Here is a 23290-nt window from a genome sequence, read left to right as displayed (position 1 = left end):
GAACCGTCCGCGGGAGTGGATAGATTCCCCTTATGTCTTCGATACCCGGACCCGGCGGAGCGCCGCAGCCGAACCCCTATCAGCAGCCGTCCGCCCAGCCTCCGGTACAGCACAACCCGTATGCGCAGCAGGCCCCGCCGCCGTTCCCGCAGCAGACGCCGTCGGCCGCACCACCCGCGGGACCGCCCGGATTCGGGCCGCAGTACCCGGCACCCACGCCCACGCCGCGCAAGGGAATTCCCGGCTGGGTGTGGGGAATCGGCGGTGTCGTGCTCGCCTCGGCCGCCTGGGCCGGGACCCTGTTCGCCACCGGCCAGATGTGGGCGAGCGGTGACTTCGGCGGGCACGCGTACGAGAAGGACCTGTGCTCGGTCGCCCAGCTGTCCTCGTTCGAGGGCCGCTACGAGAAGGGGACCGAGAAGAACGACGTCACCAAGTACTCCTCGCAGCGCCCGACGGTCGACCAGAGCTACTGCAGCATCGACATGAAGGACAAGGAGTCCACGGACGAGTACGCGAGCACGTACATCACGTACAACGCCACCTGGCACAAGGCCACGGACCCGTCGGAGGAGTACGCGGACCTCGCCAAGTCCAACGAGGACTACGACTACGAGGGCTCCGAGACCGTCGTCACCCGCCTGGACGGGATGGGCGACGAGGCATGGCTGACGACGGAGACCAGCGACACGGACGACGAGCTCAACCGGATGGAGGTGAACGTCCGCGAGGGCTGGTTCACGTTCCGGATGAGCTGGAGCGACTACAGCGCCTCGTCGTCGGGCGACAGCAAGGTCCCGTCCGCCGAGGACGTGAAGAAGTGGCTGCTCGCCGACGCCAAGGCGACGCTGGCGGAGCTGCGCTAGACCCGTACTTCGCGGGTCGTTGATTCGTATGGTGTGACCGGTCCGGGGGTGTCCTGTGCCAGAGGTGTGGCGTTGGGTGGGGTGTGTCGATGACTTCCCGGTCCCCGCGGCCACGGTCTCAGCGTCAGCGCCTTGAAGTGGCGGTGACGTCCGTGGTGGAGAAGCGTCTGGGCGCTCTGCCTGTCGCTGCCGAGTTTCTGCGCCGGCTGGATGTCGCCGGGATCGTCGACGAGGTGTGTCCGGGTGGCGCGAGTGCGCTGGTGACGCACGGGCAGGTGATCGAGGCGCTGGTGGCCAACCGGCTGACCTCGCCCGCGCCGCTGGTGCGGGTGGAGGACTGGGCCCGGTGCTGGGCGGTTGAGGAGGTCTTCGGGATCGAGCCCCGTCTGCTCAACGATGATCGTCTGGCCCGGGCACTGGATGCGATCGCTCCGCACCTGGAGCACATCGCGGGCACGGTCGGGGCGCGGGCGATCGGTGAGTTCGGGATCGATGTGGCCCGGATGCACTGGGACATGACCAGCATGTCCGTGCACGGGGCCTTCCCGGCCCAGGGCCAGGACGAGGACTTCCCCGTCATCGGCTACGGGCATCCCAAGGACCGGTGCTTCGATCTGAAGCAGGTCCAGGCCGGGCTCGCGGTGTCGGCCGACGGCGGCCTCCCGCTCCATGCCCGGGTCTTCGGTGGTGGTGCGGCCGAGGTCAGCCAGGTCGTCGGCGCGATGCAGGACCTGCGGGCCATGGCCGGTGAGCGCGGCTTACTGATGGTCGCCGACTCCAAGCTGGTGTCCTACTCCAACGTCGCTGCCCTGCTTCAGGCGGGAGTGGAGTTCATCGCCCCGGCCCCGGCCGCGCAGGTCAAGGACGAGGTCTATGCCGTTCTCGATCTCGCGCAGGCCACCGTCGTGGACTGGACGCGGAGAGGGAGGCGGGCAAGCCGCCCGAGCTGCGCGAGACCTACCGCGTGCTGGAGGACACCCACACCTTGACCGGGCCCCGCAAAACCGATCCTCCGCTCACCGTGCGCCGGATCCTGGTCCACTCCACCGCGAACGCCGCCGGCCGGCATGCCGCCCGCAGCAAACGCCTGGCCAAGGCCACGGAAGACCTGGACAAGCTCACCGCTGCGGCCGGCGGACGCCACTACAGGAACCGGGAGAAGATCGTCGCCCGGATCGGTGTCATCGCCGCCAAGCGCCGTGTCACCTCTTGTCTGGGCTGGACCGTCACTGACAACGAGGACGGCGTCCCTGCCCTGGCCTGGCACTTCGACCAGGATGTGCTGGACGGCGAAGCCGCCGTCGACGGCTGGTACGCACTGCTGATGTCGGTCCCCGCCGACCAGACAGGCCCGGCCGAGGCCCTGATCCACTACAAGGGCCAGGGCGCGGTCGAGCGCAGATACCACGACTTCAAAGGGCCCCTCGCGGTCGCGCCGGTCTTCGTGCAGCACAACCGGCGCGTCGCCGCCCTGATCCAGGTCATCTGCCTGGCCCTGCTCGTCTTCTGCCTGATCGAGCGGCAGGTCAGACGGGCACTCGGTCCCGAGCAGACCATGAGCGGCCTCTACCCCGACAACCGCCGCGTCCGCCCCACCGGCCGCATGATCTTCTACCACCTCGGCGAACTGACCCTGCGGATCGGCAGCATCACCGACCCGCCCACCGTCCAGATCACCCGCGGCGTCCAACTCCACCTCCTCGATCTCCTCGACACCGACATCGGACAAACCCGCTGGCCCCAGATGTGACGGAGCGCTTCAAACAGCCCGTGAGCGTGAGAGCCGGCCCTTTAACCGGGCACGGTTTCTGTCATTGATGGAGGCAGGAGCACCGCCCGACACTGGGCGGGGGCAGACTACGCACATGAGGCTCCCCGCCGAAGCCGTGGCCGCCGCTGCGCTGCTCGAGGTCGTAAGGATCTCCGAACTCCCGACAAAGCGGGGCACCCCGTATCCCGGCAGTGTGGGCGCCCACTGGATCGGGAGCGAGGCCGTCAGCGCCCTGGCCTTGATCGAAAGCTTGCCCGGCAGCGAGCAGCACCGCTGCGGCTTCTCGCCGGGCTGGAGTGTCCGGGCGTACGCGGACACTCTCGACCTGGTGCTGTTCGAGGCGGCGTTCTGCTTCAGCTGCCATGAGGTCCGCATGCATGGAACCGCCGTGCCCCCCGCACTGGCCACGCAGTTCTTCGACGCGGGCGCCCCGCAGGCGCGCGCCCTCCTGGCGCTCTTCCGCGAGGCAGCCCCGTAACCGGCCGACCCCCGAACTTAGCGCTCCAGTCGGCCAAAATGGCCAACTGGAGCGGTCGGCCACAACAGACCTGAAACGGTGACCCGCGAAGTCCGGGGCTAGACGGGATGCCGTGAGGGGCGCGGGAGTTGACGGCCCGCGCCCCCTCACGTTGCCGAGGGCTCAGGCAGCCGTCTGACGCTCCGCCGCATCCACGGTCTGCTCGAGCAGCACCGCGATCGTCATGGGGCCGACGCCGCCCGGCACCGGCGTGATCAGACCGGCGCGCTCGGCCGCCGATTCGAAGTGCACATCGCCCACGTTGCCCGGGTTGTAGCCCGCGTCGATGACGACCGCGCCGTCCTTGATGTCCTCGCCGCGGATGAACTCGGGCTTGCCCACGGCCGCGACCAGGATGTCCGCCTCGCGGATCACCTCGGAGAGATTCTCCGTACGGGAGTGGCAGTACGTCACCGTCGCATTGCGCCCGAGCAGCAGCAGGCCCACGGGCTTGCCGAGGATCGCGCTGCGCCCGACGACCACGGCGCGCTTGCCGGTCGGGTCCACGCCGTACGCGTCGAGCAGCCGCATGATGCCGCCGGGGGTGCAGGACTCGAATCCCGGCAGACCGAAGCCCATCGCCGCGAAGGACGTCATGGTCACGCCGTCGACGTCCTTCTCGGGCGCGATCGCCTCGAACGCGGCCCGCTCGTCGATGTGCTCGCCGACCGGGTGCTGCAGCAGGATGCCGTGCACGTCGGGGTCCTCGGAGAGCTCGGTGAGCGCGGCCACGAGCTGCTCGGTGGTGATGTCCGCCGGGAGCTCCACATGGCGGGAGGTGATGCCCGCCTTGGCGCAGCGGTTGCGCTTCATCTTCACGTACGTGACGGAGGCGGGGTCCTCGCCGACGAGGACGGTGGCCAGGCAGGGAGCCTTGCCGGTGCGCTCGGTGAGGGCTGCGGCCCGGGCCGCGGTACGGTCGCCGATCTCGCGGGCGAGGGCGGTGCCGTCCATGAAATTGGCGGTGCGCGGGGTGGTGGTCATGGGGTGCTCCTGTGGCGTCGGATACGGTCTCGATCGCCCAGGCGCGCGGCAGGTGCTTCGGCGTCCTGAAACGCCGGGCCGCTCCCCGGTGGTACTCCACCTCAGCGCCAGTCACGGCCGCCTCCAGGGTAGTCGACGGCCCGGAGAGCGGTCCCCGCAGGGCGCCGGGCCTTGCCACACCTCCGTCTACACTCCGGGCATGTCCACTCCCGTGCTGCAGCAGGTCGACGCATTCCTGTCCGGTTTCGCCCGCCGTCAGGCGGAGCGCATCGTGGAACTGCCGGGCGGGTTCGCAGTGTTGGACGAGACCTTCGGTCACTCCCGGATGAACAACCAGATTTACATCGACGCGCCCGTCGCCCCTGAGGCGCTGCCGGCCGTCGCCGACGAGGTTCTGGGGCATCTGCCGCACCGACTGATCACGGTCCTCGACGACGCGATCGCGGAGGCCTGCGCGGAGGAACTGGCCCGGGCCGGGTACAGCCGCTCCGCCTACCTGGTCATGGTGCACGAAGGCCCTGTGCCGCCGGATGGCCGGGCCGCGGAGCGGGTGGACCTCGACGCGCTGCGCACCCCTCTCACCCGGCTGTGGCGCGCGGCGCTTCCGGACGTGGAGGACGAGGTCGTACGCCACCTGGTCGACCGGCGGGCGGCCCGTCGCCGCGGCGGCATCGTGCACTTCCTCGCTGCCCGCACGCCGGAGGGCGAGATCGCCTCATGGGCCGACTTCTACCTCGATCCCGAGCGGGGCATCGCCCAGATCGAGGATCTGTGCACGGCGCCGGACCAACTCAGGAAGGGCTACGCCGACGTGGTCCTGGGCACGGCTCTGCGCCTGGCCGCCGACGGCGGCTGCGGTACGCGTTTCCTGACCGCCGACGCTGCGGACTGGCCGCGGCGCTGGTACGAGCGACGGGGCTTCTCCGCCGTCGGCCGCTTCAGCTGTTTCGAACGGGACTGAGGCACGGCCGGTGTCCCGCCGGCGGTCTCAGAGCCCGAACCGGGACGGATCCTTCGCGAGGGCGCCGATGCGTGCCGCGGGCTCGGCGATCAGGCGCCGCTCCTTGAGGTCCAGGAAGCCGCCCAGGGCCGTCACCTCGGCCGAGACCGTCCCGTCCGGTTTCCGGATGGTCTGCGTGAGCCGGAACGTCTTGCCCGTGCCCCATGCGAACGCGCAGGTGACCTCGACCTTGTCGCCCGCGCGCAGCTCCCGCTTGTAGCGGATCGTCGTTTCCAGGACGACCGGGCCGAGGCCCGCCGCCTGCAGGTCCTGCTGACGGATGCCCGCCGCCTCGAACAGCTCCCAGCGTGCGTGCTCCGCGTACTGGAGATACACGGCCTGGTTGAGGTGGCCCTGCACATCGGTCTCGTAGCCGCGAACGGTCACCGGCACGAAGAATTCGTCCGCCACGATCATCCCCTTCACGTTCACGTACCCGGTCGCTCCCGCTTGCTCCAACTGCCGTGTCCGGCACGGCATTCCGCCTGCCGCGGCCCGCGCCGCGCCCGCCCCTCCCATACGCCGCCGCCCACCCTGGACGTCGTTTCGCCCGGCCCGCGCCGCGCCCGCCCCTCACAGATATCGCCGCCCGCCCTGGACGTCGTTTCGCCCGGCCCGCGCCGCGCCCGCCCCTCCCATACGCCGCCGCCCCGCCCCGGACGTCATTTCGCCCGGTCCGGCCCGGCCCGCGCGGGGCCCCGCTCACACCCGTCGCGGCGAAGCAAGGAGCACCCTGCCGCGGCCGCGCGCCCGGTGTTCGCCCACGTGCCATCCCGCCTTGGCCAGCACATCGGCATACGACGCCAGCTCGGCCTCCTCGCCGCCGGACCGTATTTCGACCGCGTCCGGCTGGGGCGTGTCCGCCACCACGTAGCCCCCGTCGCCGGCCACGCCCGGCAGGCAGTCGCCCGCCTCAAGGGCGAGGGCCGCCGCCTGGACGAGATGACCGCGCTCCCAGGCGCAGGGCCGGTCCGTGGAGCCGTCCGGATTGGTCATACGGCGCAGTTCGACCAGCCCTTGCCAGGCGCTGTGCACCTCGCGCAGCCGGGCCGGTCCGTCCGCCACCGGTTCGCTCTCCGCTCCCGTACGCGCCGTGAACACCCCGCCGGGCGTCGCGGCGGCCCGTGCCGTCGGCGGCGGCGCCGCGGTGAGCAGCTCCTGGCGCAGCCGGTGTCCCGCCGGCGTCAGGAAGTACGCGCGCGGCGGCCGCGCGTGCCGGAAGGCCAGACCGTGCCGCGCCAGCGTCTCCAGCTGGGCCTCCGTCCCGCTGAGCCGTCCCGTCACGTCCTCGGCCTCCGCCAGCACGCGTCGCAGCGGTGCCGTCAGCCGCCCTGTCATCCGGGCCCCCTTCCCGATCGAACGCATCGCGGCCGACGCCCTCGCCCGGACGCCCAGCCGCCTTCCACTCCCCGCCGACCATGCTGCCGCGCCCCACTGACAATCGCGCCCCGGCACTCCTGCCCCCGGCGCCTTTGCTCCCAGCCCGCCCGGTCCTCCGACCCAGCGCCGCAGCCCCCGCCCTCAGACACCCCTCACCCAGCGTGGAAACCCCCACGCCCAGCGCGCCCCGGCCCCCGCTCCCCGCGCGCAGCCCCCCGTTCCGCGCGACAGTGGGGCACAGGGGGATACGACCCCCAGGAGGATCCATGGGAATCTTCGATGTGTTCAAGGGCGGCAAGGACAAGGCCGAGAAGGCCGGCGAGGCCGTCAAGGAGCAAGTGCAGGAGCAGGCGTCCGCCGGTGTGAGCGCGCCCGAGTCCCCCGTCAGGACCAGCGCGGAGGCGAACTCGAAGTTCACCGAGGAGGCGGCCTCCGCCACCCAGGCGGCGGCGGACCGGCTGATGGCCGACGCCAAGATCACGCCGCCCGCCCCGCAGGCCGCTCCGAAGCCCGCCGCCCCGGCCGGGCAGGCCGCCGAGCCCGCCGCCGCGCCGAAGGAGGAGAGCGCCCGTACGTACACCGTGAAGTCCGGCGACTCGCTCTCCGCCATCGCCGAACGCGAGCTCGGCGACATGGGCCGCTGGCAGGAGCTCTACACGCTCAACAAGCAGACGATCGGGAACGACCCCGACATGATCCAGCCGGGCATGAAGCTCAAGCTCCCGTAGCCGTGACGGCGAGCGACATCCCCCGCCCGGCGAAGTAGTCCGCGAAGCGCGAGGCCGGCAGCTCCGCCATCCGCGTCGCGGCGTCCGTGCCCGACGGATTGTGGAAGTGGAAGCCGTCCGCCGTCCGGCCGGTGACGAGCACCAAGTGCCCGCCCCGGCCGGGCGAGGGCTCCTGCGGCCGCCGGATCGCATAGTGCACGGAAGCGATCACCACGCGGCCCGCGTCGAGCAGCTCGCCGATCCCTGCCACGGTCAGCGACCGGTGCACCTCGCCCTCGACGCCGTACACCTCCCGTACGAAATCCACCGCGGGCGCATAGATCATGCCGCGGATCTCACCTTCGCCGTCCACCGTGTAAGCGCCGAACTTCACGGCTCCGTCCCGGAGTTCGAAGAGCGAGGGCGCCGACGGGCCAAGCGCCATCCGCAGACAGGTCGCACCGCACAGATGCCCGCACCACCGCGCGTAGTCCTCGGCATCGGCCGCGCCCGACTCCGGCCATGCCGGATCGAGCCGTGCGTTGAGTTCCCCGGTCGCGATCTGCTGGACCGACTCGGGCGAGGCGAACTGCGTATGGCTGGGAAATCCGCAGGTGGTGCAGACGTGGCCCGTGGACGTGCTCACTGACGGTATCCGCTCAGGAACCGCCCGATCCGGCTGATCGCGGCGTCGAGATCATCAGCGTAGGGGAGCGTGAGGATCCGGAAATGGTCGGGGCGCGGCCAGTTGAAGCCCGTGCCCTGGACCACCTGGATCTTCTCGCGAAGCAGCAGGTCGAGGACGAACTTCTCGTCGTCCACGATGTTGTGCACCTTGGGGTCGATCCGCGGGAACGCGTACAGCGCGCCCTTGGGCTTCACACAGCTCACGCCCGGGATCTCGTTGAGCTTCTCCCAGACCACGTTGCGCTGCTCGTACAGCCGGCCGCCGGGCGCGGTCAGCTCGTTGATGGACTGCCTGCCGCCGAGCGCGGCCTGGATCGCGTACTGGGCGGGGGCGTTGGGGCACAGGCGCATGGAGGCCAGCATGGTCAGGCCCTCCAGGTAGTCCTTCGCGTGCTGCTTCGGACCGGTGATCACCAGCCAGCCCGAGCGGAATCCCGCCACGCGGTACGTCTTGGAGAGGCCGCAGAAGGTCAGCACGACGAGGTCGGGGGCGAGGGCCGCGGCACTGTGGTGGACGGCGTCGTCGTAGAGGATCTGGTCGTAGATCTCGTCGGCGAACACCATCAGGCTGTGCCGGCGGGCGAGGTCGAGCATGCCCTCGACGATCTCCTTCGGATACACCGCGCCCGTCGGATTGTTGGGGTTGATGATCACCATGGCCCGGGTCCGGTCCGTGATCTTCGACTCCATGTCGGCCAGATCCGGGTACCAGTCCGACTGCTCGTCGCACAGGTAGTGCACCGCCTTGCCGCCGGAGAGCGTGGTGACGGCGGTCCAGAGCGGGAAGTCCGGGGCGGGGATGAGGATTTCGTCGCCGTCCTCGATCAGCGCCTGCACCGCCATCGACACCAGCTCGGAGACGCCGTTGCCGAGGAAGACGTCGTCGACATCCACTTCGAGCCCGAGCGTCTGGTAGCGCTGGGCGACGGCCCGCCGCGCGGACAGGATGCCGCGCGAATCCGTGTAGCCATGGGCCTGCGGGAGCATCCGGATCATGTCCTGGACGATCTCCTCGGGCGCCTCGAACCCGAACAGGGCGGGGTTGCCGGTGTTCAGACGCAGCACGCTGTGGCCTGCCTCCTCGAGCGCGTTGGCGTGCTCGATGACCGGGCCGCGGATCTCGTAACAGACCTCGCTCAGCTTGCTCGACTGCCGGAACTCCATGCGCGTGCCCCTCCAAGCGGACCGGGCGACCCTTGCGTCACCAGGCGACTCTTGTGTCACTTGGTTTTACCAAGTACCCGCTTGGAAAGTCCAACAACTTACGTAGACTGCCGTTCATGGCACGCCGTCGAAGCTACGACCAGTACTGCGCCGCAGCGCGGGCACTCGACCTCGTGGGGGACCGCTGGACGCTCCTGATCGTCCGTGAACTCCTCGCGGGGCCGCGCCGCTACACCGATCTGCACGCCGACTTGCCCGGCGTCAGCACCGACATGCTGGCCACGCGCCTGAAGGACATGGAGCGCGACGGCCTCGCCCTGCGCCGCAAACTGCCGGCGCCCTCCTCGTCGTACGTCTACGAACTCACGCCGCGCGGACAGGACTTGCTCCCGGTCCTCCAGGCGCTGGGCGAGTGGGGCGCCCCCGAGCTGGCCGAGCGCCGGCCCACCGATGCCGTACGGGCGCACTGGCTCGCGCTCCCGCTGCTGCGGCAGCTGACGGCCCTTGGCGAGCCGGGAGTGGTCGAAGTCCGGCTCGACGAGGGCCTGTTCCACGTACGGGTGGAGGCGGGCGAGCCCTTGTACGGGGAGGGGGCCGTGGCGCAGGCCGACGCGCGCATCGCACTCCACGGCGACCTCGGGGAGCGTCTCGCGCGCGGCGAGACCGACCTGGCGCGAGCCGTCCGGGAGGGGACGGCCCGCGTCAGCGGCGACGGGCCCTTGGCGAAGGCTCTCCTGGGCGAGGCCTGATCCTCGTACCGGTGGATCACGCCTGCTGCAGCGCCCTGAAACTGTCGAACCAGGCGTTGCGTCCGGGCGTGCCGTCCGCGTGCGGGCGCACGGTCCGGTTCGCGTAGACCGGGTTGAGGATCCACGGCTTCTTGTCCGGGCCGTAGTCCTGCGCCATGGACGACCGCGTACGCGCGATGGGCCGGGAAACGGCTGCCCACGGAGGCCGAGTGGGAGTTCGCCGCCCGCGGCGGTCTCGCCGGGAAACGCTACGCCTGGGGCGACGAGCTCACCCCGGACGGCCGCTGGCGCTGCGACATCTGGCAGGGCCGCCTCCCCGACCACAACACCGCCGAGGACGGCCATCTGGGGAGTCCTCGCCCGACGCCCGCGCGGCCCGTCCACCGGCACGACCCGCGTCCTGCGCGGCGGCTCCTACCTGTGCCACGACTCGTACTGCAACCGCTACCGGGTGGCCGCCCGCTCCTCGAACACCCCGGACTCGTCCTCGGCCAACCTGGGCTTCCGCTGCGCGAACGACGCCTGAAGGAGCCGTATAGCCTGATCAGGTGCTCAGAGAAGTCACCGCAACCCGCTACCTGAACCCGCTGCGCACCGGCGGCTCCGTCCCCGGAGTCGTCGAGGCCGACGATCTGGGCACGTACGTGCTGAAGTTCACGGGGGCCGCACAGGGTGTGAAGGCGCTGGTGGCGGAGATCCTGGTGGGGGAGCTGGCGCGCCGGCTCGGCCTGCGGTTCCCCGAGCTGGTGCTCGCCCGGTTCGATCCGTCGATCGCCGCGGACGAGCCCCACCAGGAGGTCCAGGACATCCTGAAGGCCAGCGCCGGAGTGAACCTCGGCATGGACTTCCTGCCGGGCGCGGCCGACTTCACCCCGGAGGTCGCCGCCGACTTCCCCGTCGACCCGCTCGAAGCGGGCCGGATCGTCTGGCTGGACGCCCTCACGGTCAACGTCGACCGCACGGTGCACAGTTCGAACCTGATGGTCTGGCCCACCTTCGGCACCGCCCCGGCCAAGCTCTGGCTGATCGACCACGGCGCGGCCCTCGTCTTCCACCACCGCTGGGACGACTCGGCCCCCGACAGGACGTACGACTTCAAGCACCACGCGCTGGGCGGCTACGGCCCCGATACGAGGGCGGCGGACGCGGAGCTCGCACCGAAGGTGACCGAGGGGCTGCTGCGCGAGGTGGTCGCGCTGATCCCGGACGCGTGGCTGGCGCAGGAGCCGGGCTTCGCCACACCCGATGACGTACGGGACGCGTACGTCGCGTACCTCCTTGCCCGCGCCCGCAGTTCGGCGTCCTGGCTGCCGACGGACTTCCCCACGCGCGACGAGCTCGCGGCGGCGGACGCACGCCGTGCGGCCGCGACCCGGCGGGGGCGCCCGGACTGGCTCAAACAGGTCCCGAACCTGCACGGCAAGCCATCCGCCGAGCGCGACTGGTCTCTGCGCACGGAGTGATGATTCGGCCCCGCCGGGGTTCGAGGCGATCCGAACGAAGTCCGGATGCGGCGGGACAGCCGTAAACGACGAGGGGCCCAGGGAAGCTCCCAGGGCCCCTCGGACCGGACATGGTGAGGCTCAGCCGGCGAGCTGCTCGTACGCCGGCAGCGTCAGGAAGTCCGCGTAGTCCGCGTCGAGCGAGACCTGGAGCAGCAGGTCGTGGGCCTGCTGCCAGTGGCCGGCCGCGAAGGCCTCCTCGCCGATCTCGGCCTTGATGTTCGCCAGCTCCTCGGCGGCGACCTCACGGGCCAGTTCGGCCGTGGCGGTCTTGCCGTTCTCGAAGACCACGCCCGCGTTGATCCACTGCCAGATCTGCGAGCGCGAGATCTCCGCGGTGGCCGCGTCCTCCATCAGGTTGAAGATGGCGACGGCGCCCAGGCCGCGCAGCCAGGCCTCGATGTAGCGGATGCCGACCTGGACGGCGTTCTGCAGACCGCCGAACGTGGGCTTCGCGTCCAGCGAGTCGATGGCGATCAGGTCGCCCGCCGCCACCGCGACGTCCTCGCGCAGGCGGTCCTTCTGGTTGGGCTTGTCGCCCAGGACCTTGTCGAAGGACTCCATCGCGATCGGGACCAGGTCCGGGTGCGCGACCCAGGAGCCGTCGAAGCCGTCGCCGGCCTCGCGGTCCTTGTCGGCGCGGACCTTCTCGAAGGCGACCTTGTTGACCTCGGCGTCACGGCGGGACGGAATGAACGCCGCCATGCCGCCGATCGCGTGCGCACCGCGCTTGTGGCAGGTGCGCACGAGCAGCTCGGTGTACGCGCGCATGAACGGCGCGGTCATCGTGACCAGGTTGCGGTCCGGCAGGACGAACTTCTCGCCGCCGTCACGGAAGTTCTTGACGATCGAGAACAGGTAGTCCCAGCGGCCCGCGTTCAGCCCCGAGGCGTGGTCGCGCAGCTCGTAGAGGATCTCCTCCATCTCGTACGCGGCCGTGATCGTCTCGATCAGGACGGTGGCGCGGACGGTGCCCTGCGGGATGCCGACGTAGTCCTGGGCGAAGACGAAGATCTCGTTCCACAGGCGCGCTTCGAGGTGCGACTCGGTCTTCGGCAGGTAGAAGTACGGGCCCTTGCCGAGCTCGATGAGGCGCTTGGCGTTGTGGAAGAAGTACAGGCCGAAGTCGACGAACGCACCCGGGACCGGCTTGCCGGTCTCGTCCACCAGGTGGCGCTCGTCGAGGTGCCAGCCACGCGGACGCATCACGACGGTGGCGAGCCGGTCGGCGTCCTTGAGGGCGTACGACTTGCCGGACTTCGGGTCGGTGAAGTCGATGTTCCGGTTGTACGCGTCCATCAGGTTGACCTGGCCGAGGACCACGTTCTCCCAGGTCGGCGCCGAGGCGTCCTCGAAGTCCGCGAGCCAGACCTTCGCGCCCGAGTTCAGGGCGTTGATGGTCATCTTGCGGTCGGTCGGACCGGTGATCTCGACACGGCGGTCGTTCAGGGCGGCCGGAGCGGGGGCGACCTTCCACGAGTCGTCACCGCGGATGTGCGCGGTCTCGGGCAGGAAGTCGAGGGAGGAGGTGCGGGCGATCTCGGCGCGGCGCTCTCCGCGGCGGGCAAGGAGCTCGTCACGCCGCGGCGTGAACAGGCGGTGCAGCTCGGCCACAAAGGCGAGGGCCGCATCCGTGAGGACCTCTTCCTGCCGGGGCAGGGGCTCGGCGTCGACGATGGCCAGCGGGGACGGCGCTGGTGCGGACATGAGCTGTCACTTCCTTCAGCGGGGGAGCCTTGCGCGGCACTGAGTGCCGTCAGGCCCTTGGTCGGGTCCTGGGGCCGCCGGCCACCGGGTGATTGGGGCGGGGCGCTTCTGACCAGTGGATAGTAGTTTCCTCATGGTGGAAGTTCAATGGTTTGTTGATGTCGAGATTCTCCGGGTCGAGCGACCATGGCTCTGAGTGCCATGGCGATCACTTCCCGCGATCGGCTTCCGCGGCCTACGGTTCGAGGTGCGCCAGATCCGCCTCGGTGTCGATGTCGTACGGCTGCGCCACATCGCCGCACTCGACGGTGGTGATCTCGCCCGCATGGGCCTTCAGGTACGCCCGCGCACCCTGGTCGCCGGTCGCACCGGCCGCGATGTCCGTCCAGTGCCGACGTCCGAAGAGCGTGGGATGTCCGCGTACCCCTTCATACACCGCAGTCACCAGCGAACCCTCATCGTCGTACGAGCCCACCACCCGCGCCACCGCCTGCGCCCCGATTCCCGGCTGATCCACCAGCGATACGAGGGCGGCCCGCGCGTCCGTGTCCGCGAGCGAGGCGAGGCCGGCCCGCAGCGAGGAGCCCATGCCGTCGGCCCAGTCCGGGTTGTCGACCAGGACGCAGCCGGGCAGCTCCGCCCGCTCCCGCACATCGGCGGCCTGCGCGCCGAGCACCACATGGACCCGCTCGATACCGCCCGCGCGCAGGACCCCGACCGCGTGCTCCACCAGCGGCCGGCCCCGGTGGGTGAGCAGGGCCTTGGGCCGGCCGCCGAGCCGGCGTCCGCCGCCCGCCGCGAGCAGCAGTCCGACGACCGGGGCGCTTTTGTGTGTAGGTGCCATACCAAAGGCATACCGCACGGCCCCCGCGCGGCCCGGTTCGGATAGGGTTCCGCTCGTCTCGGGTGGAGCAAGTGCACGGTGGGGAACGGGAATTGATGCGCAATCACGAAGCCGACGGCGTGTTCAAACCGCTGGAGGGCGACGATCCACAGGCCGTCGCCGGCTACCGGATCAGCGCGAAGCTCGGCTCCGGCGGTATGGGCAAGGTCTATCTCTCCTATACGCCGGGCGGCCGGCCGGTCGCGATCAAGGTCATCAGGCCGGAGCTGAGCGAGGACGCCGAGTTCCGCCGCCGCTTCCGCCAGGAGGTGCAGTCGGCCCAGCGGGTGCAGGGTCTCTACACCGCGCCGGTCATCGACAGCGACGCCGAGGGTCACAACCCCTGGCTGGCCACGGCCTATGTGCCCGGGCCCGCGCTGTCCGCGGCGGTCGTCGAGCACGGGAAGCTGCCCGTGGAGACGGTGCTGCTGCTCGTGGCGGGGATCGCGGAGGCGCTCCATGTGATCCACGGCGCCGGGATCGTGCACCGCGACCTCAAGCCGTCCAATGTGCTGCTCGCCGCCGACGGGCCGCGCGTCATCGACTTCGGGATCGCGCGCGCCGCGGACGCCACCTCGCTCACCGGCAGCGGCGTCACCATCGGCACGCCCTCGTTCATGGCGCCCGAGCAGGCGGCGGGGCGGCCGTGCACCCCGGCCACGGATGTGTTCGCGCTCGGCCAGGTCGCGGCGTACGCCGCGATCGGGAAGCCCGCCTTCGGCGAGGGCACCTCGCACGGCGTCCTCTACCGCATCGTGCACGAGGAGCCGGATCTCACCGAACTCCCCGAGGACCTGCGGGAGTTGGTGACCCGCTGCCTGGCCAAGGGCCCGGCGGCGCGGCCCTCCGTGATGGAGGTCATCGCGCTCTGCCAGGCGGCGAACGCGGAGACGGTCCTGCGCCGCCCGGAGGACTGGCTGCCGCACGCGGTCGCGGCGGACATCACCCAGCGCGCGGCGGCCCCGGCCCCGGCACAGACCCCGCCGCCGCCCGTCGCGCAGACCCCGCCGGCGGTCGCGCCCGCCCCCGCCCCGCCGGCCCAGGCGCCGGCCCAGCCGCCCGCGTATCTGCCGAACACCCCGGTGCAGCCGCCGGTCGCGGCTCCGGTCCAGGCGCCGGCAGCCGCCCCGGCGGCTCCGCCGCACCAGCCCGTGGCTCAGCAGTCCATGAACCCGGCTCAACACGCGCCGGGGGAGCACACCCCGCCGCCGGTGGCCCAGCACCAGCAGCCGCCCGCGGACCCTGCGCCGACGCCCCCGCCGACCCGGCAGGCCGGCCCGTCCACCCCGCCGCCGGGGTTCGGGCCCAACGCCTACGACACGGCGGCGCTGCGCGAGCCGGCGCCGGCCTCCCACCACGCGGCACCCCCGCCGGCGGCGTACCACGGGCAGGGCGGGGTGCCCGCGGCTCAGACGCCGTCCGCCCCGGCGAAGAAGAAGCGCGGGTTCCTGCCCCTCGCGATCGCCGCGGTCATCGTCCTGGCCGCCGGTGGCGCGGGCGGCGCCTACTTCGCGCTGAAGAACGACGACGGAAAGAAGGAGCAGGCGTCCTCGGACGGCAACAACCAGCCGTCGGCGCCGTCGGCCGATCCGGCCACCGACGAGCCGACGGCTTCGGACACGCCCTCGCCGCAGGAGAGCACCGTCGACGGCGGACAGGCGGTGCCGAACCCGACGCCCGTGGACTACAAGGACATCGAGGTCCCCTACGACTACGAGCTGTTCTTCTCCGCCGACGATCTGAAGCCGGTCAATCTCAACGACGGGGAGGCCGATCTCGAGTACAGCGAGGAGGACAGCAAGCGGTCGCTGGAGATCGGCGACTACACGGGCAACAAGCTCATCCTGCTCAACAACGCACAGGAAGGGACCCTGCAGACCTGCCGTGACGAGACGCGCTACGCGGAGGTGGTGACCTTCGACCGCATCTCCAAGGGCTCCCGGATCTGCGTGCGGACCTCGTCCGGGCACATCGCACTCGTCACCTACAAGGGCAGCTCACCGCAGTCCGACCCGAGCGACTACGTCACGCTCGACGTCACGCTGTGGCGCAACGCGCTCGACGCCCAGCCGACGAACTGACACGATCTGCGCGACCGCGGTGGCGCCCTGCGCGCCCGGTGGCGTTCACCGGCCCGCGCCGGGGTGGCTGACCACCACCCGGACGCTCGGCGAAGACGAACACGAACGCGTACAGGCAGGAAAACCGCACAACGGCGTGCGATGGGGGATCGACTGTGTTGAAGAGCGTGGGGCAGAGGCGGCCGGTGACGGACAGCGGCGAGGACGCGCGGGTGGGCGAGCTGCTCACCGCCGTGTCCAGGCTGCGCCGTGAACTGGTCGGCCATCCGGCGGAGTTCCCCGACCGGGGGATCGCCGAGGACGAACTCGCGACGCTGCACGCGATGGCGCTCGGCGGCGCACCCGAGCCCGCCCGGCTGCGCCGCTCCCTGCTGCTCGTCGTCGGCTCGATCGGCTCGGTGAGCGCACTCGCGCCCGCCCTCGCCGCGGTACGGGAAGCGGTGGAGCGCCTCGGTTCGGGTGACTGAGGAGCGCCTCAGTTCATGTGGATGATCTGGATCAGGTTCCCGCAGGTGTCGTCCAGGACGGCCGTCGTGACCGTGCCCATCTCGGCCGGCTCCTGCGTGAACGTGACGCCGAGCTCGCGCAGCCGCCTGTACTCGGCGTGCACATCGTCGACCAGGAACTGGGCGATCGGGATGCCGTCCGCGACCAGCGCGTTCTTGTACGGGGGTACGGCGGGGTGCTTGCCGGGCTCGAGCAGCAGCTCGGTGCCCTCGGGTGCCTCGGGCGAGACCAGGGTGAGCCAGCGGTCCTCGCCGAGCGGAATGTCGTGCTTCTTCACGAAGCCGAGCTTGTCCACGTAGAAGCGCTCGGCCTTGGCCTGGTCGTCGACGAAGACGCTGGTGATGTGGATCTTCATGGGGTGCTCTCCGGGGCTCGGGGCCTGAGCCATCGCGTGACGATCTGCTCAAGGGGCTGTGTATTGAGGTCGTGGAACTTGTAGCGACCTTCGCGCCGCGAGACGACCAGACCCGCCGTCTCGAGGACGGCCAGATGCTGGCTGACCGCCTGGCGGGTGAGCGCGAGCTCGTGCTTCATGGCCAGGCGCGAGCAGATCTCGAACAGGCTCTGTCCGTCCCGTTCCGCCAGCTCGTCGAGGATGGTCCGACGGGTGGGGTCGGCCAGTGCCTTGAAAACATCCTCCGACATGACCGCCACGATAGGCAAGTTGTCACTTGCCTATCAAGTCGGGGGGTGAGCCCGGGTGTCCGGACATGACTGAGGGGTACGCCGACTGATCGGCGTACCCCTGAGAGCCTGTCTTTGAACCCCCGCCTGCGCCCCGACGCCCGGCACGCACTCTCGGCGCACGGCGCCCCAGGACAGGTGGCTCCGCCACATGACCTGTGACGCCGCACGCCGAGAGCACGCACCGAACGCCGCTGCGCCGCGCTTCGCGCGAACGACGGGGGTTCAAAGACAGGCTCTCAGGGAGAGTGCGCGCGGGTCAGGAGCCGTTCGTGTTGGCCAGGGCCACCGAGAGTTCCGCGGCCACCTGCTGCAGGATCGGGACGATGCGGTCCGTGGCCGCCTCCGTCACGCGGCCCGCCGGGCCCGAGATGGAAATGGCCGCGGCGGTGGGGGAGTTGGGTACCGAGACCGCGAGGCAGCGGACCCCGATCTCCTGCTCGTTGTCGTCCACCGCGTATCCCGTACGGCGCACCTCTTCGAGCGCGTCGAGGAAGGTGTCGGGCGTGGTGAGGGTCTTCTCGGTCGCGGCCGGCATGCCCGTGCGGGCGAGCAGCGCCCGTACCTCCTCGGCGGGCGTGTGCGCGAGCAGCGCCTTGCCCACACCGGTGGAGTGCGGCAGGACCCGGCGGCCGACCTCGGTGAACATCCGCATCGAGTGCTTGGACGGCACCTGCGCCACGTACACGATCTCGTCGCCGTCGAGCAGCGCCATGTTCGCGGTCTCGCCGGTCTCCTCGACCAGGCGCGCGAGGTAGGGGCGCGCCCAGGTGCCGAGCAGGCGCGAGGCCGATTCGCCGAGGCGGATCAGACGGGGGCCGAGCGAGTAGCGCCGGTTGGTCTGCTGGCGGACATAGCCGCAGGCCACCAGGGTGCGCATCAGGCGGTGGATGGTGGGCAGGGGCAGTCCGCTGCTGGCGGAGAGCTCGCTGAGGCCGACCTCGCCGCCGGCGTCCGCCATCCGCTCGAGCAGATCGAAGGCGCGCTCGAGGGACTGGACACCGCCGCTAGCTGCGGTGGCCTTGGAGTCGGTGGTGCTGGCGTTGGACGTCGGCACGGCGCGGTCCTTTCGTACGCTGAATCAAGGGGTGCATCCCGTAGGGATTCAGCTAGGGCGGCGGAGGGTGACGGGCGGGCAATGCTGCAGCTTATCGGTCTCGCCTGGCGCCCGAGGTTTGGGTGTCACACGGATAGCGGCCGGTCAGGACCTGTTTGTCCGGCTGCGGGCGATGCCTTCGTACGACCAGGTCCTCTCTTGATTGTGCCTTGATCCATTCTGTAGTCTGAAATTCAGTTTCCGCTCTATGGAAACCTCCAATTGGCCTGCGGCTCCGCGTCCGCCCCACAGGGAGGGGGTTGACGGGCCGCAATCCCGGGGCGAGACTCCGTTCAACAGACCGTTGAATTCCGCTCTACGGAAATCGTCTACGGAAGTGAGGGTGAGGGTGTCCGACGTGGAACTGGTGGTGCGCTCGACCAGAGTGGTCGCCCCGGAAGGGACGAAGGCCGCCTCGGTCACCGTCTCCGGCGGGAAGATCGTCGCCGTCGAGGCTTACGACGCCGAGGTACCGGCCGGCGCGCGGCTCGAGGACTTCGGGGACCTTGCCGTCCTCCCCGGCATCGTCGACACCCATGTCCACGTGAACGACCCGGGCCGCACCGAGTGGGAGGGCTTCTGGACCGCCACCCGCGCGGCCGCGGCCGGCGGCATCACCACGCTCGTGGACATGCCGCTCAACTCCCTTCCGCCGACGACCACGACGGACAACCTCCGTACGAAGCAGGACGTCGCACGCGCCAAGGCGCACATCGACGTCGGCTTCTGGGGCGGCGCCCTGCCGGACAACGTCGCGGACCTCAAGCCGCTGCACGACGCCGGGGTCTACGGCTTCAAGTGCTTCCTGTCCCCGTCGGGCGTGGACGAGTTCCCGCACCTGAACGGTGAGCAGCTCGCCGCCTCCATGGGCGAGATCGCCGGCTTCGGCGGCCTGCTCATCGTGCACGCCGAGGACCCGGGGGAGCTGGACGCGGCCCCGCACCTCAGCGGCCCGAAGTACGGCGACTACCTGCAGACCCGTCCCCGTATCTCCGAGGACGTGGCCATCAAGGGTCTGATCGACACCGCGAAGCGTCTGAACGCCCGCGTCCACATCCTGCACCTGTCCTCCTCCGACGCGCTGCCGCTGATCGCCGCCGCGAAGGCAGAGGGCGTGCAGCTGACCGTCGAGACCTGCCCGCACTACCTGACGCTGACCGCCGAGGAAGTCCCGGACGGCGCCAGCGAGTTCAAGTGCTGCCCGCCGATCCGCGAAGGCGCCAACCAGGATCTCCTGTGGCAGGCGCTCGCCGACGGCACCATCGACTGCATCGTCACCGACCACTCGCCGTCCACCGCCGACCTCAAGACGGACGACTTCGCCACCGCGTGGGGCGGGATCTCCGGTCTGCAGCTGAGCCTCGCGGCCATCTGGACCGAGGCGGCCAAGCGCGGCCACTCCCTCGACGACGTGGTGCGCTGGATGTCCGCGCGCACCTCCGCCCTGGTCGGTCTCGACCAGAAGGGCGCCATCGAGGCGGGCCGCGACGCCGACTTCGCGATCCTCGCGCCCGAGGAGAACTTCACGGTCGACGCGGCCGAGCTGCAGCACCGCAACAAGGTCACCGCGTACGCGGGCAAGACCCTCAGCGGTGTCGTCAAGTCGACCTGGCTGCGCGGCGAGCGCATCTACGCGGACGGCGCGTTCACCGAGCCCGCCGGCCGCCTTCTCGAAAGGAACAACTGACACCGTGGCGTCCATACCCTCGTTCACCGGCAACGCGAACCCGTACGGCGGCGGCGACCCCTGGGCCGACTACCGCAGCGCGGACTTCCCGTTCGCCCACTACGCCAACCTCGCCGACCGCACCCTCGGCGCCGGTGTCATCGCCGCCAACGACGAGTTCTTCGCGATGCGCGAGAACCTGCTCGTGCCCGAGGCCGCCGAGTTCGACCCCGAGCACTTCGGCCACAAGGGCAAGGTCATGGACGGCTGGGAGACCCGCCGCCGCCGCGGTGTCTCGGCCGAGCAGCCCTGGCCGACCGCCGACGACCACGACTGGGCGCTGGTGCGCCTGGGCGCCCCGGGCGTCATCCGCGGCATCGTCGTGGACACCGCCCACTTCCGCGGCAACATGCCGCAGGCCGTCTCGGTCGAGGCCACCAACTGGGAAGGCGCCCTGGCGCCGACCCCGGAGGAGCTCCTCGCCGACGACGTGAAGTGGACGACCATCGTTCCCCGTACGGCAGTCGGCGGCCACGCGGCCAACGGCTTCGAGGTGACGGCCGAGCAGCGCTTCACGCACCTGCGCGTCAACCAGCACCCCGACGGCGGCATCGCCCGTCTGCGCGTGCACGGCGAGGTCGTGCCGGACCCCAAGTGGCTCGCTGCGCTCGGCTCGTTCGACGTGGTCGCCCTGGAGAACGGCGGCCAGGTGCTCGACGCCTCCAACCGCTTCTACTCCTCGCCGGTCAACACCATCAACCCGGGCCGCTCCCGCAAGATGGACGACGGCTGGGAGACCGCCCGCCGCCGCGACAACGGCAACGACTGGATCAACTACCAGCTCGTCGCCGAGTCCTCGATCCGCGCGATCGAGATCGACACCGCGTACCTCAAGGGCAACTCGGCCGGCTGGGCCTCGCTCTCGGTGCGCTCCTCCGAGGACGCCGAGTGGCAGGAGTTCCTGCCGCGCACGCGCCTGCAGCCCGACACCAACCACCGGTTCGTCCTGGACGCCCCGGTCGTCGGCTCGCAGGTCCGTATCGACATCTACCCCGACGGCGGCTTCTCGCGCCTGCGCCTCTTCGGCTCCCTGACCGAGGACGGCACCGCGAAGCTGGCGGCCCGCCACCAGGAGCTGGGCGGCTGACGCCCCTGCCCTGACCAGGCTTGAGGCGCACCGGGAGGACAGCCCCGGTGCGCCTCATCTGTTGCGCGGGCAGGACACGCCGCCGTACGCGTGCGCAGGCGGGGCGCGCCACCCCTTGGTTCGCCTCCAGGCCGGCGGTGCCATCGGCGGCCCCCGTCCCTCGTTCGGGGATACGGAGGTGGGTCGCGTCGCCGCTCGGCTAGCGTTGATCGCCGGTTGTCGGTGCGCACATGGGGGACCGCTGTGGCCGTCCTGCTCTACTACCCGTTGGTCAACCCGCCGACGGAAGTCGTCCACCAGTCGCTTCTGTACTGGGACGGCATCGCCTCGGTGGTGCCCGCGGATCCGGAGATCCGTGCGGCGGCGGTGGGCCGGGAGCTGAGGGAGCTGGAGCAGCGGGAGCTCTACACCCCGCTCTGCCTCGACCAACACCTCCTGCTCGGAGTGGCCGCCCCGGACCGCGCGAACCTGGCCATGCCCGACCAGCAGCACGCCACCGTCCTGCTCGCCGAGATGGACCGCCTGGCCGCACGCCCGGCACCTCCGCGCCCCACGGTGCCGCCCGAAGCGATCCTCTACTGTACGAAGGTCGGCCGCTGGTTCGAGGACGAGCTGGTCCGGCGCGGGCTCGCCGCGCGCATGCCCGGTCACCCCGGGATGTTCTCGGTGTCCCAGGAGGTGCAGAACCTCACCGTGTCGGCGGTTGCGCGCGAACTCTCCCACCGGGCGGGCCGGGATGTGCCCCACGGCCGCTCTTTCGTTCCGTACACCGACAGCACGAACGCCTCGCGCACGATGCTCCGGCCCGCGACCCGATCAGCCGCGCTGGCCTGGGAGATGGAGCTCGGCAGGCTGCTGCCGGTCCCTGCTCCGGGTACCCCGACGGCCGTCGTGCTGGCCTTTCGCGAGCAGTACGCCGACGAGCGGCTGCGGCTCATGCGTGCCCTGCATCGGCTCCTCGGCGACCTGCGACGCGACTACGAGCACCCCGCCGACGTCTTCGCACAGCTGCGGGTGGAACTCGAACAGGCCGTCGCCGGCTATCAGTCGGCGGTACGCGCAAGCCGCGCGGCCTGGCTGCACCGCTCGGTCACCGTCACCGTGGCCCTGGCGGCCGCGGCCGGTGGCGCGCTGTTGCTGCCGGACCTCGGCTGGCTGCTCGGCACCGTCGGCGGCTATGCGCTCAATGTCGCGACGAGGGAGATCCGCCCGGCCGGCATCGAGCGGGACGCACACGACTTCAGCTACCTGCATCGCGTACGCAGCGCACTGGCGTGAGGCCGGAAAGGACACGATCCATGTCACGTGACCGCCATGGAGCCCGGCGATGCCCCTGAAGCGCTACGAAGCCCGGCTCGTCGCGGGCGACCCCTGGACTGCCGAGGTCGCCGTGCCCGGTGCCCGATGGCCCGACCGCTGCCGGATCGAACGCGAAGGCGACTCCATCCTGCAGCGGGAGGGCCCGCCCTCGGCCGCGCCCCCATTGCGCGACATCGACCGTGCTCTCGGAAGGGCCGGATACGTACGGGCGGCCGGTGCGCTGACCGGAGAACCGGTGGACGGGGCCGGATTCGAAGTCATCGACTTCCGCTCCGGCGGGGCCGACCCGGACGGCGCGGCCGCCGAACAGGCCGCCACCGAGCTGGCGTTGGCCCGCGGTGCGAGTGCGGTCGTCATGACGCTGCCGGCGGCGGAAGTGCCCCGGCTGCGCGCGGCCCTGGCCGAGGCGCTCCCGGCCGTGCGCGGTGACGCGATGGCCGCGTATGTCCGGTACGTGGACCGCCGTCTGGATGCTGCCACGACGGACGTCCGGATGACGGCCTGGGTGCACGAGTTGCTGCTCATGGCCTTGACCGATGCGATCCCGCCGCGGGCCGGGGACGCAACCGAAACGGACACCGCGGCGGAGGTCCGGCGCCTGATCGAGCACGCACAGCAGGCCCGTTTCACCACGGGCCCCTGGCCCGCGCCGCGCGAGGCCCTGCAGGCAGCCCTCCGCCAGGCCCTCGCCCAGCCCGGAGCCGAAGGTCTGGCTGCCCGGGACGAACTGCTCGACGTCGTCGGCCGGTTCGTCGCCGCCCACAGGACGGCGACCCGTGCCGACGACGCCGAGCAGCAGCGCCTCCAGGCCGAGCGGGACGGCCACGCGTGATTGTCAGGCCGCGTCCTGACTGTCAGGCCGCGCGGCCCGT

25 protein-coding genes, 1 pseudogene and 1 riboswitch are annotated in these 23290 nt (G+C 70.9%); of the genes and pseudogenes, 15 read left to right on the top strand and 11 right to left on the bottom strand.

Annotated features, from left to right (window positions below; translation table 11 throughout):
• Positions 1-32: 32 nt before the first annotated feature.
• The 4 genes from H9Y04_RS09825 (at position 33) to H9Y04_RS09810 (ending at position 3115) form a co-directional block, all read left to right on the top strand.
• Positions 33-866, top strand: a complete 834-nt coding sequence (locus tag H9Y04_RS09825) for a hypothetical protein (RefSeq protein WP_187813352.1) — start codon at positions 33-35, stop codon at positions 864-866.
• Positions 867-1018: 152 nt separating this feature from the next.
• A complete protein-coding gene (locus H9Y04_RS46625; RefSeq protein ID WP_308800927.1) occupies positions 1019-1855 on the top strand; it encodes an IS1634 family transposase in 837 nt (278 codons plus the stop codon).
• The gene (locus H9Y04_RS46620; RefSeq protein ID WP_236070699.1) at positions 1852-2616 is read left to right on the top strand and encodes a hypothetical protein; all 765 of its coding nucleotides are present in this window, start codon (positions 1852-1854) and stop codon (positions 2614-2616) included. The genes H9Y04_RS46625 and H9Y04_RS46620 overlap by 4 nt, the downstream gene beginning before the upstream one ends.
• Before the next feature lie 115 nt (positions 2617-2731).
• Positions 2732-3115 carry a hypothetical protein gene (locus tag H9Y04_RS09810; protein ID WP_187813351.1) on the top strand — a complete coding sequence of 128 codons (384 nt, stop codon included), beginning with the start codon at positions 2732-2734 and terminating at the stop codon, positions 3113-3115.
• A gap of 162 nt (positions 3116-3277) precedes the next feature.
• On the opposite strand, the gene H9Y04_RS09805 is transcribed toward H9Y04_RS09810, so the two are convergent.
• Positions 3278-4138, bottom strand: a complete 861-nt coding sequence (locus tag H9Y04_RS09805; protein ID WP_187813350.1) for a bifunctional 5,10-methylenetetrahydrofolate dehydrogenase/5,10-methenyltetrahydrofolate cyclohydrolase — start codon at positions 4136-4138, stop codon at positions 3278-3280.
• Positions 4139-4166: 28 nt separating this feature from the next.
• A riboswitch (ZMP/ZTP riboswitch) is annotated at positions 4167-4263 on the bottom strand.
• Between the two features lie 74 nt (positions 4264-4337).
• Here H9Y04_RS09805 and H9Y04_RS09800 point away from each other — a divergent pair.
• Positions 4338-5099: a GNAT family N-acetyltransferase gene (locus H9Y04_RS09800; protein ID WP_187813349.1), complete on the top strand. Its 762-nt coding sequence runs from the start codon at positions 4338-4340 to the stop codon at positions 5097-5099.
• A gap of 27 nt (positions 5100-5126) precedes the next feature.
• On the opposite strand, the gene H9Y04_RS09795 is transcribed toward H9Y04_RS09800, so the two are convergent.
• The gene (locus H9Y04_RS09795) at positions 5127-5555 is read right to left on the bottom strand and encodes an acyl-CoA thioesterase (protein WP_236070736.1); all 429 of its coding nucleotides are present in this window, start codon (positions 5553-5555) and stop codon (positions 5127-5129) included.
• A 285-nt stretch (positions 5556-5840) separates the two neighbouring features.
• Positions 5841-6476, bottom strand: a complete 636-nt coding sequence (locus H9Y04_RS09790; RefSeq protein ID WP_187813347.1) for a hypothetical protein — start codon at positions 6474-6476, stop codon at positions 5841-5843.
• Positions 6477-6784: 308 nt separating this feature from the next.
• Here H9Y04_RS09790 and H9Y04_RS09785 point away from each other — a divergent pair, with 308 nt between their 5' ends.
• Positions 6785-7246, top strand: a complete 462-nt coding sequence (locus H9Y04_RS09785; protein ID WP_236070698.1) for a LysM peptidoglycan-binding domain-containing protein — start codon at positions 6785-6787, stop codon at positions 7244-7246.
• On the opposite strand, the gene H9Y04_RS09780 is transcribed toward H9Y04_RS09785, so the two are convergent.
• A complete protein-coding gene (locus H9Y04_RS09780) occupies positions 7233-7871 on the bottom strand; it encodes a cysteine peptidase family C39 domain-containing protein (protein WP_187813345.1) in 639 nt (212 codons plus the stop codon). The two genes, H9Y04_RS09785 and H9Y04_RS09780, sit on opposite strands and share 14 nt — an antisense overlap.
• Positions 7868-9076 carry a pyridoxal phosphate-dependent aminotransferase gene (locus tag H9Y04_RS09775; RefSeq protein WP_187813344.1) on the bottom strand — a complete coding sequence of 403 codons (1209 nt, stop codon included), beginning with the start codon at positions 9074-9076 and terminating at the stop codon, positions 7868-7870. Before H9Y04_RS09775 ends, H9Y04_RS09780 begins: the two co-directional genes overlap by 4 nt.
• Before the next feature lie 116 nt (positions 9077-9192).
• Here H9Y04_RS09775 and H9Y04_RS09770 point away from each other — a divergent pair, with 116 nt between their 5' ends.
• Positions 9193-9825, top strand: coding sequence for a winged helix-turn-helix transcriptional regulator (locus tag H9Y04_RS09770; RefSeq protein WP_187813343.1), 633 nt, complete (start codon positions 9193-9195; stop codon positions 9823-9825).
• A 16-nt stretch (positions 9826-9841) separates the two neighbouring features.
• On the opposite strand, the gene H9Y04_RS09765 is transcribed toward H9Y04_RS09770, so the two are convergent.
• Entirely contained in the window at positions 9842-9982 is a 141-nt protein-coding gene (locus H9Y04_RS09765) for a hypothetical protein (RefSeq protein WP_187813342.1), read from the bottom strand.
• 8 nt (positions 9983-9990) lie between these two features.
• On the opposite strand from H9Y04_RS09765, the pseudogene H9Y04_RS09760 reads away from it, so the two are divergent.
• Both H9Y04_RS09760 and H9Y04_RS09755 read left to right on the top strand, forming a co-directional pair.
• A pseudogene (locus H9Y04_RS09760) lies at positions 9991-10351 on the top strand (formylglycine-generating enzyme family protein); the annotation flags it as partial.
• A 22-nt stretch (positions 10352-10373) separates the two neighbouring features.
• Positions 10374-11288, top strand: a complete 915-nt coding sequence (locus H9Y04_RS09755) for a HipA family kinase (protein WP_187813341.1) — start codon at positions 10374-10376, stop codon at positions 11286-11288.
• Positions 11289-11408: 120 nt separating this feature from the next.
• Here the strand turns inward: H9Y04_RS09755 and aceB are convergent, their stop codons facing one another.
• Both aceB and H9Y04_RS09745 read right to left on the bottom strand, forming a co-directional pair.
• On the bottom strand, positions 11409-13034 hold the full coding sequence (gene aceB, locus H9Y04_RS09750; protein ID WP_187813340.1) for a malate synthase A: 1626 nt from the start codon (positions 13032-13034) through the stop codon (positions 11409-11411).
• 235 nt (positions 13035-13269) lie between these two features.
• Positions 13270-13878: a nucleotidyltransferase family protein gene (locus tag H9Y04_RS09745; RefSeq protein ID WP_187813339.1), complete on the bottom strand. Its 609-nt coding sequence runs from the start codon at positions 13876-13878 to the stop codon at positions 13270-13272.
• A 95-nt stretch (positions 13879-13973) separates the two neighbouring features.
• Between H9Y04_RS09745 and H9Y04_RS09740 the strand changes: the two genes are divergently transcribed.
• Positions 13974-15998, top strand: coding sequence for a serine/threonine-protein kinase (locus H9Y04_RS09740; RefSeq protein WP_187813338.1), 2025 nt, complete (start codon positions 13974-13976; stop codon positions 15996-15998).
• Between the two features lie 155 nt (positions 15999-16153).
• Positions 16154-16465: a DUF5955 family protein gene (locus tag H9Y04_RS09735; protein WP_187813337.1), complete on the top strand. Its 312-nt coding sequence runs from the start codon at positions 16154-16156 to the stop codon at positions 16463-16465.
• Positions 16466-16473: 8 nt separating this feature from the next.
• Here the strand turns inward: H9Y04_RS09735 and H9Y04_RS09730 are convergent, their stop codons facing one another.
• From H9Y04_RS09730 to H9Y04_RS09720, 3 genes are all read right to left on the bottom strand, one after another.
• A complete protein-coding gene (locus H9Y04_RS09730) occupies positions 16474-16860 on the bottom strand; it encodes a VOC family protein (RefSeq protein ID WP_187813336.1) in 387 nt (128 codons plus the stop codon).
• Positions 16857-17150 carry an ArsR/SmtB family transcription factor gene (locus H9Y04_RS09725; RefSeq protein ID WP_187813335.1) on the bottom strand — a complete coding sequence of 98 codons (294 nt, stop codon included), beginning with the start codon at positions 17148-17150 and terminating at the stop codon, positions 16857-16859. The genes H9Y04_RS09730 and H9Y04_RS09725 overlap by 4 nt, the downstream gene beginning before the upstream one ends.
• A gap of 298 nt (positions 17151-17448) precedes the next feature.
• Entirely contained in the window at positions 17449-18246 is a 798-nt protein-coding gene (locus tag H9Y04_RS09720; protein WP_187813334.1) for an IclR family transcriptional regulator, read from the bottom strand.
• A gap of 388 nt (positions 18247-18634) precedes the next feature.
• Between H9Y04_RS09720 and allB the strand changes: the two genes are divergently transcribed.
• From allB to H9Y04_RS09700, 4 genes are all read left to right on the top strand, one after another.
• On the top strand, positions 18635-19972 hold the full coding sequence (gene allB, locus H9Y04_RS09715; RefSeq protein WP_187813333.1) for an allantoinase AllB: 1338 nt from the start codon (positions 18635-18637) through the stop codon (positions 19970-19972).
• Between the two features lie 4 nt (positions 19973-19976).
• Positions 19977-21098: an allantoicase gene (gene alc / locus H9Y04_RS09710; RefSeq protein WP_187813332.1), complete on the top strand. Its 1122-nt coding sequence runs from the start codon at positions 19977-19979 to the stop codon at positions 21096-21098.
• A 243-nt stretch (positions 21099-21341) separates the two neighbouring features.
• A complete protein-coding gene (locus tag H9Y04_RS09705; protein ID WP_187813331.1) occupies positions 21342-22376 on the top strand; it encodes a hypothetical protein in 1035 nt (344 codons plus the stop codon).
• 49 nt (positions 22377-22425) lie between these two features.
• A complete protein-coding gene (locus H9Y04_RS09700; protein ID WP_187813330.1) occupies positions 22426-23250 on the top strand; it encodes a hypothetical protein in 825 nt (274 codons plus the stop codon).
• Positions 23251-23290 lie beyond the last annotated feature (40 nt).

It is taken from the genome of Streptomyces polyasparticus (assembly GCF_014493765.1).
Lineage (GTDB): Bacteria > Actinomycetota > Actinomycetes > Streptomycetales > Streptomycetaceae > Streptomyces > Streptomyces polyasparticus.
Note: the sequence above shows the minus strand (reverse complement) of the source record. Positions and strands in the feature narration are given on the sequence as shown.